Annotated in this window: 9 protein-coding genes and 1 pseudogene; 2 read left to right on the top strand and 8 right to left on the bottom strand. The window is 60.5% G+C overall.

The features are described from left to right. On the bottom strand, positions 1-206 hold a 206-nt coding region (locus tag M3I56_RS08915; RefSeq protein ID WP_375541695.1), incomplete at its 3' end, for a helix-turn-helix domain-containing protein. Between the two features lie 350 nt (positions 207-556). Here M3I56_RS08915 and M3I56_RS08910 point away from each other — a divergent pair. Then, the gene (locus M3I56_RS08910) at positions 557-1,762 is read left to right on the top strand and encodes a mechanosensitive ion channel family protein (RefSeq protein ID WP_254353474.1); all 1,206 of its coding nucleotides are present in this window, start codon (positions 557-559) and stop codon (positions 1,760-1,762) included. Between the two features lie 782 nt (positions 1,763-2,544). Here the strand turns inward: M3I56_RS08910 and M3I56_RS08905 are convergent. Next, positions 2,545-2,768: pseudogene (locus M3I56_RS08905) on the bottom strand (DoxX family protein); the annotation flags it as partial. 692 nt (positions 2,769-3,460) lie between these two features. On the opposite strand from M3I56_RS08905, the gene M3I56_RS08900 reads away from it, so the two are divergent. Beyond that, positions 3,461-3,691, top strand: coding sequence for a hypothetical protein (locus M3I56_RS08900; RefSeq protein ID WP_375541694.1), 231 nt, complete (start codon positions 3,461-3,463; stop codon positions 3,689-3,691). Between the two features lie 31 nt (positions 3,692-3,722). On the opposite strand, the gene M3I56_RS08895 is transcribed toward M3I56_RS08900, so the two are convergent. Genes M3I56_RS08895 through pqqC form a run of 6 tightly spaced genes read right to left on the bottom strand, consistent with a single transcriptional unit; the run spans position 3,723 to position 7,752 of the window. Next, on the bottom strand, positions 3,723-4,151 hold the full coding sequence (locus M3I56_RS08895; RefSeq protein ID WP_254353473.1) for a biopolymer transporter ExbD: 429 nt from the start codon (positions 4,149-4,151) through the stop codon (positions 3,723-3,725). Further along, positions 4,148-4,846, bottom strand: a complete 699-nt coding sequence (locus M3I56_RS08890; RefSeq protein ID WP_254353472.1) for a MotA/TolQ/ExbB proton channel family protein — start codon at positions 4,844-4,846, stop codon at positions 4,148-4,150. Before M3I56_RS08890 ends, M3I56_RS08895 begins: the two co-directional genes overlap by 4 nt. A gap of 13 nt (positions 4,847-4,859) precedes the next feature. Then, entirely contained in the window at positions 4,860-5,615 is a 756-nt protein-coding gene (locus M3I56_RS08885; protein WP_254353471.1) for an energy transducer TonB, read from the bottom strand. Between the two features lie 13 nt (positions 5,616-5,628). Then, on the bottom strand, positions 5,629-6,747 hold the full coding sequence (gene pqqE / locus M3I56_RS08880; protein WP_254353470.1) for a pyrroloquinoline quinone biosynthesis protein PqqE: 1,119 nt from the start codon (positions 6,745-6,747) through the stop codon (positions 5,629-5,631). Between the two features lies 1 nt (position 6,748). After that, positions 6,749-7,036, bottom strand: coding sequence for a pyrroloquinoline quinone biosynthesis peptide chaperone PqqD (gene pqqD, locus M3I56_RS08875; protein ID WP_254353469.1), 288 nt, complete (start codon positions 7,034-7,036; stop codon positions 6,749-6,751). Further along, the gene (gene pqqC, locus M3I56_RS08870; RefSeq protein ID WP_375541693.1) at positions 7,033-7,752 is read right to left on the bottom strand and encodes a pyrroloquinoline-quinone synthase PqqC; all 720 of its coding nucleotides are present in this window, start codon (positions 7,750-7,752) and stop codon (positions 7,033-7,035) included. Before pqqC ends, pqqD begins: the two co-directional genes overlap by 4 nt. Position 7,753: the final 1 nt, after the last annotated feature.

The raw sequence follows: 7,753 nt of genomic DNA, 5'->3' as shown, positions 1-7,753 counted from the left end.
GCCAAAAACCGACTCGACCAACGGGTAATGAAGCGCGAGTCACATCGCAGCCGCTGCATGATCGCCTCACGTGCTTCGCCTTCATCAAGCATCAAGATCAGCCGTGCACGCCGCGCGTCCGCTGCGCGCACCGTTTGGCTACGAGTTGCTGACAGCAATTGTTTGCGCTCAAGCGTGGTCAAATTCATCTTTTCCATGCGTTTCATTGAATACCAAATAAGGTGCTTTTTCAATGACGCAATGGACTAGTGGTAACCCCATCGTTATTGAGTCATAGCCCACTACCGTGAACGAGCCATTGAACCAGATACTCTATCCATGCGGAGCAGCCGTGATAAATGTACTGGTTCTGCTTTGGTCACCTGGCCGACGGCGGCCCGTGCTGCATGCGGTACTAAAATGTGCCCTATTCGTGCTTCTGACAGTGTCGATGCTTCGATATGGCATCGTCCCCACCCAAGCCGCGCATCGATTTTCGGACCCAGCCGTTCACTTTCTTCACGGAGTCCTTGAAACGGGATGGTGGCTGTTAGCAGCCGCGACGATTATGGCCGTAGTGCGAACCTACTACGTTGTTGGCTATCGACTACGTCAGAACCGGTTCACGCTGGACGTAATCGCAGCCCTGCTCTATCTTGGAGCAGTGATCGCGATTGTCGCCGATGTGTTCGACATCCCGCTCAAGGGAGTCCTGGCAACCTCTGGCGCTTTAGCCATCGTCCTTGGCCTCGCTCTCCAAAGCACCCTTTCGGACCTTTTTTCCGGTTTGTTGATTAACGCTACGTCTCCCTATCGTGTCGGAGATTCCGTAACGTTAGATGAGGTAGCGGACGGTGAAGTTGTTGAAGTTACCTGGCGCGCGACCCACATAGCCAAAGCAAACCGCGATATGGTCGTCGTGCCAAACAGTGTCATCGCCAAATCGCGAATCGTAAACCACAGCTTCCCTCTCGGTCCTCACGCAATAGTCGCCAAGTTTGAGACCACGACGCAGCTTCGACCGTCTGATGTTGTGCACGCCCTCGAACTCGCCCTGCAGACCTGTGTTGGCATCTCCAAAGATCCTAAGCCGAGCGTGGCTACGATCTCGATCGGCCGAAAAACAACCACGTACGAAGCCACCTTTTTCAGAACAGGTGAGCGATCAGAAGTAGAGGTGCTGAACAAATTCTATGACGCAGCTCATCGTCATCTGGAGTCGTTTGCCGCTCAACTGGAAAACGAGAACGAATTCGCCGACATCCCAGGCGGAACACTCGCATATCGACTAACTGAAGCTATTGGTGTATTCGGGATGCTATCTAAAGACCAACGGATTCAACTAGCCAAATCTCTGGTTCGGCGCGAATACGCACCTGGACAAGTGCTGCTTAACGCCGGAGCATGCTCGCAATCCATTTCAATTGTCGGGTATGGAGTCGTCGCGGCATCCTCAATGGAAGACTCTGGTGGCCAGAGCGACGTCGTCCGTCTTGGTCCTCGAGAATACTTCGGCGAGAGCGGACCAATCGCGGGTGTTGCTTCAATGGTTACGTTCGTCGCACGGACCTACGTGATCGTCTATGAATTACCCGACCACGCCGTTGTGAATCTCCTTAAACAACATACCGACGTCGCACACGCTTTCGCTGCAAAGCTTGAGGCACGCGAACGAAAAGGACAAGCCCTGATGCATATGTCTCCAGAGGTCCACACGGCAGAGAATGGACTGATGCAGTGGCTACATCGCTGTATCGAGGCAATCCATCACAAGTTAGCATGATTTGACGCCTTCCCCGTCCTCAACTCAAGGCTGCCGCGCAAGGCGCGAGGAGTACGTCAAACGATGCAAAGCCAGGCCATCTCCTTGCAGTGTGTGGCTCGACTACTCAGATATGGAGCGTCCCCCGCATTTCTCGATTGGTCCACCATCTGGCACGCAGTGTACCGACTATCGTTCGCCACGCCGAGCGGCAGATGCCAAGTGCGCTTACTGGTGAGCGACTCCGTTTGCTTAGGACCATGGCCCAACTAGTTGCCAAATTCGATTGCGTGTCCCGTAGTATTCATGTAGTTCTGTGAGAAAATGAGCAATAGTAGAAAAAAAACGTGATGTATGCACTTCCGATTTCAAACTGAAATCTCTGTCTTCCGTCGTGGCAATCGCTACTTTGGCAGGTATTTTTCTCGTTGGAGCAGAAACGTACTGTTTGACCAGGGCAATATTCTTTAATCTTCCCGTTGATCTCTTTGAGGCACTACACGTAGTCGCTAGCGAACTCTGACGTCCTCCCCGTCCTTCCCGCGCCTTGCGCGGCAACCGTAGGCTGAGGGCACGAGGTGATTCTCACCTCAGCTGTCGTTATGTTTGAGGTTGTAAGTCAGTTCTAGCCCAACTGCGCAGTGATGATTGGCCCCGATCGCGATTATGCAGCGTGGTCAGACGCGCTTGTCCACTATCATGAGATAGGAGCGCGGCGCCTTTGGTGCTGCCAGAACGAAAGAAGGCGTCCGTCGCTGTAGTACCGCGACGGACGCCTTCCTGTTTTCAGCACGACTGGAGGGTTACTTTTCGTCTAGCGAGAATCGCCCCGAGCCCGAGACTGCGAGGAGAAGCAGGCCATCGATGATGCTGGTGTTCTTATAGAAATTAGTCATATTCGCGTACTGCTCCATACCGGTCATCGTCCAGTAGTGGTGCCGATGAGCGCGGTGCCGAGCGTGTAGATGCCGAGCAGCAGCGCGAGCGGCCGCGTGTAGAAACCCACGACGGTGAGCAACCCGACAACAAGTATGCAAAACGCACTTTACTGGAAATGTGAAGCATAATCGCGCTATTAGGATACGTATTCGAAACGGCTTCCGATTCAGGACATGCTTGCCGGCGAACGTAGCTACTGCGACAGCGGCATCGAAATCGAGATTCAGCCCCTGGCACCCTCGTTTTCCCATAGTCTCTCCAAGGACACTATGGGTCGCAATAAAGCATAAATACTACACTTCGCCTCATTAGCCTAAGCCTTCCCGACCGAAGCGCCTTCAGTTGGGCGACTTTACTGTGAAGAAAAGTACGTCGCGACAAATGCTTCGACACCTTGGCGCCGACCATCAGAGGGTGTTGGCGTTCTTGCTTTCGTCACAGGACAGTCGATTGCCGGATCAACCTTCCGGCGCCAGGAGGTGCCCGGCCACATCAGCTTCGTGCTGCCTGTGCGCAGCGGCCGGAAGGCGCGAGAAGTGAGGCAGGAACCGCGTAGTCAGGGTGTCAGCATCCAGACTGCAGGACTTCGATAAGCGACGCCAGGATCGCGTGAGCTCTCGATCTATGCGGCGGTGTGAGGGCCCAGTCAGAAAGACGTAGCTCTCGGCATTTGCGCAAACCGCGCGAGGACCCTCGCGTCTTCGAACTGCGTGCGCGTCACCTGAGAGGCAACCGTTCAACGGCTGCCTCTCAGCGCGCTCGTTCGCGGATGCGCTGTCGATGCTCGGCGCCCTGTTCCGCTGGCGCGTCGAGCAGCACTACGTGCTTGCCAATCCGCTCGCTGGCGCGAAGGTGCGATACGCGATCGGGCTTCGCGCGAGTGAACCGGTTGGAGTGACGCTAGAAAGTGTCGAGACCGACGCACGCGGTGATCACTGGCTGCGCGCAACGGGCAAAGGCGGCAAGGTCGCGCGCGTCGCGCGGATACGCCGCTCATCATTTCGAGCTTAACGAGCAACCTGCAGCACAAGACACGCAGTGTTCATCCGCCATGGCGCGCCGAATCCGGTTCGGTCACGAAGCCGACCTTCGCGAGTCCCGCGGCGCTCGCCGCCGAGAGGAGCTTCGCGACGCGCCCGTACGGCGTGGCGCGATCGGCCGAAAGCCGGATTTCGGGCTGCGGCGTGAGCCGCGCGGCTTCTGCCAGTCGTTCCGATAGACCGGACTCTTGAACAGGCTGCGCGTTCCAGCTCATATGGCCAAGCGCATCGACGACGATATCGACGTGCGGCGCAACCAGATCCTCGCGCTGACTGCTCGCGCGCGGCAACGCCAGCTTCGCGGTATGGTGCAATACCGGCAACGTCACCATGAAGATGACGAGCAGCACCAGCATCACGTCGATCAGCGGCGTCATGTTGATGTCGGCCGCCGGCATCGCTTCGTATTCCAGATCGCGATCGTCATTCATACCCGTTCCTTCATCGTCGCACACGGCGCTGGCGCGCTACCTGTGAGCAACTGCGCGTGCACGCCGTATGCGAAGCGGTTGAGCTGCGCGACGATATCGCGCGAGACACGCGCGAGCGCGTGATAGCCAAGCACGGCGGGAATCGCCACGCACAGGCCGAGCGCCGTCATGATGAGCGCTTCGCCAACCGGCCCCGCGACGTGTTCGAGACTGGCGTCGCCACTCGCGCCGAGTGCGAGCAGCGCATGGTAGATGCCCCACACGGTGCCGAGCAGGCCGACGAACGGCGCCGTGCTGCCGATCGAGGCAAGCAGGCCGAGACCGCGCTGAAGACGCGTCGAGCTGTCGCTCACCGAAGCCCTGAGGCTGCGCAGCAGCCACTCGCTCAAGTCGACGCGCCCCCGGTGCCTGGCGCCACTCGCCTCGTGGTGCGCCAGCGCGTGCTGCCCTGCGCTGGCCAATTCGAAGAACGGTGTGCCGGGGCGGCCCAACGCGTCGACGTCTTCGTCAGGTTCGCATGCATCCCGGAAGCGTCTTTGCGCGGAGCCTGCATGGCGGCGCAGACGCGCAAACTCGACCGTCTTCAACACGATCACTGACCACGACACGACCGACATCGCTACGAGCAGCGCCGCAACGAAGCGCGTCATCGGATCGCCCTGGGCCCACAGGTGCGCGATTCCATAGGTTGGCATAAGGTCCTCCGTTTCATTCGCTGAGGGTGAACGTGAACGGCACGTCGGCGCGTGCCGGCGCCGGCTTGCCGTCCTCGACATACGGCTGGCAGCGGCTCGCAAGCGCCGCGTCGCGCGCCGCTTCGTCGAGCCTGGTGTAGCCGCTGGTCGTCGCTACGCGCGCGGCGACCACGTGGCCGTCCGCTGCGGTATCGAGTTCGATGATGGCCGTGCCCGCCTCGGCGCGGCGCAAGGACTGCGCCGGGTAGTCGGGCTTCGTGAGCATGCAATCCAGATGGGCAACGCGGCGCGGCGTGTCGATAGCAGGCGCCTTGGCGACGGGCGCGGGTTGCGGCTGCGGCCCGGCTATGTGTTCCGTTGGCATCGCGGCTTCGGGTGCAGCATCTGCGGCCGGTGGTGCCGCTCGCGGCGGGGTCGTGCGTGTGACGTCTTGCGCATGCACACGCGCCGCTGGACGTGTTCGAGCCGGCTGCACAACATCATTTCGTACGGCTTCATGAATCGATCGGCTCGCCAACGACGTTTGCGCAGGCTCTTCGCTCTTATGCGGCACCAGCGGGATCGGCGCAATCAGCACGGCGTCTACGATCCTCACGCGCGTCGGCGCGGCGTGCGATGCTGGCGTCTCCCACCGCGCCACGGTAATCAGCGCGGCATGCAGCGCGACCACGCCTGCAACCACACCGGCGATTGCGGCACGTCGCCCGAACGCGTGGTGGCCGAATACCGCTCGCTCACCACGATCGAAGCGCGCAACGACCGTCGCCATGTCGATTCTCCACTCAAAGCGCGAGCGAGTTCTGCTTGCTGCGGAACACGATTGGCCGCTCGTCGTCGCGTGTTGGCCGTCTTGCGAATTCCACGGCCTGCACGATGCGGTCGTGATGCGGCGACTTCGCGCACACGGGATCGGCCGCAGCAGCGTTGCCGGTCAAGAGGTAGGCCTGACAGCGGCAGCCGCCATGATCGGCGTGACGCTCGTCGCAACTGCGGCAGGGCTCGTGCATCCAGCCATCGCCGCGAAACGCGTTGAACGCTTCGCTCTCATACCAGATCTGCCGCAGCGGCACGTCGCGCACGTTCGGCAACACGAGGCCCGGCAGCGAACGCGCCGCGTGGCAAGGCAAAGCTGCGCCGTCTGGCGCCACGCCGAGAAACACGCTCCCCCAGCCGCTCATGCACGCTTTCGGCCGTTGTTCGAAGTAATCGGGCACGACGAACAGAATGCGGCACCGCTCGCCAATTCGGGCGCGATACCGGTTCACGGTCTCCTCGGCTTCGCGAAGCTGTTCGGCGGTGGGCATCAACTGATCGCGGTTGAGCATGGCCCAGCCGTAATACTGCGTGTTCGCAAGCTCCAGGTAATCGGCGCCCAGTTCAAGCGCCATATCGATAATCTGCGCGATGTGCGGCAGGTTGAAGCGATGCAGCACGCAGTTGAGAACCATGGGATAGCCATGCGCCTTCACGAGCCGCGCAACGTTGCGCTTGAGTTCGAACGTGCGCGTGCTCGTGAGAAAGTCGTTGAGTTCGCGCGTGGAATCCTGCATCGACACCTGAATATGATCGAGCCCAGCCGCCTTGAGCCGCTCGATGCGCTCGACGTTCAAGCCGATTCCCGACGTGATCAGGTTCGTATAGAAGCCAAGCTGGCGCGCATGCGCGACGAGCGCTTCCAGATCATCGCGCAGCAGCGGCTCGCCGCCAGAAAAGCCGATCTGCGCGGCGCCCAGTTCGCGAGCGGCGCTGATGGTTGCGCGCCATGCGTCGGTGTCGAGTTCTTCGCCGTGCCGCGCAAAGTCCACCGGGTTGTAGCAGAACGCGCAATGCAGCGGGCAACGGTAAGTCAGCTCGGCGAGCAGCCAGAGCGGCTTGGGCGGGAGAGCGGTATCGGTCGCCATGTCAGTCGAGCCAGCCGCGCAGCCGCGCGTGATCGAGAAAGCGATAGACGTCGGGAGCCAGCTCCGAGGTGCTGAAAAGCCGCTCCAGCTCGCCAATGATCTCGTCGAGTTCGTGCGCGCCGTCACACCGCGCGAGTATCTCGCCCGCGCTCGAATTGAGCTGCACCATCCCTTCGGGATAGAGCAGCACATACGCGTCCTGGGCGGCCTCCCACTGCAAGCGGTACATGCCGCGCAAACACGGGCGCAGCGGCACGCCGCTGCCTGCATCGGGCACTATCGGGTTCATATGGGCCATGCCTTTTCGACCGCATCGAGGATCGACCAGAGAATATCGAGCTTGAACTGCAGAATCTCCACCGCACGCTGCTGTTCGGCGGCCGTGCGGAAATGGCTCAGCGTCACTTCGAGCCCGTGTTCGACGTCGCGCTGCGCGAGCGGCACGCGGCTGCGAAAATACTGAAGACCTCGCGGCTCGATCCACGGGTAATGTGAAGGCCAGCCCGCGAGCCGGTCCAGATGAATTTGCGGCGCGAACATCTCGGTGAGCGACGAACACACGCCTTCTTGCCACGGCGCGCGGCGTGCGAAATTCACGTAGGCGTCCACCGCGAAGCGCACGCCGGGCAGCACGAGTCGTTGCGACCACATCGTTTCCCGATCGACGCCAACGGCTTCGCCCAGCCGCACCCAGGCTTCGATGCCGCCTTCGTCCCCGCCTTGCCCATCGTGGTCGGTGAGGCGCTGGATCCAGCGGCGGCGCGTGGCGCGATCGGGGCAGTTCGAAAGGATCGCTGCATCCTTGAGCGGAATGTTGATCTGATAGTAAAAGCGGTTCGCGACCCACCCACGGATCTGCGCGGGCGAACAACGCCCGCCGTTGAGCATCCGGTTGAACGGATGGTGGATGTGATAGCGCGATTCGAGCGCACGAAGATGCGATTCGAATTCATTCGCAGTCCATGGTATTACGTGCGTGTCCGGCAACGTGTGAGGTGCGTTCATC

Source organism: Paraburkholderia sp. CNPSo 3281, assembly GCF_024206515.1.
GTDB lineage: Bacteria > Pseudomonadota > Gammaproteobacteria > Burkholderiales > Burkholderiaceae > Paraburkholderia > Paraburkholderia nodosa.
Note: the sequence above shows the minus strand (reverse complement) of the source record. Positions and strands in the feature narration are given on the sequence as shown.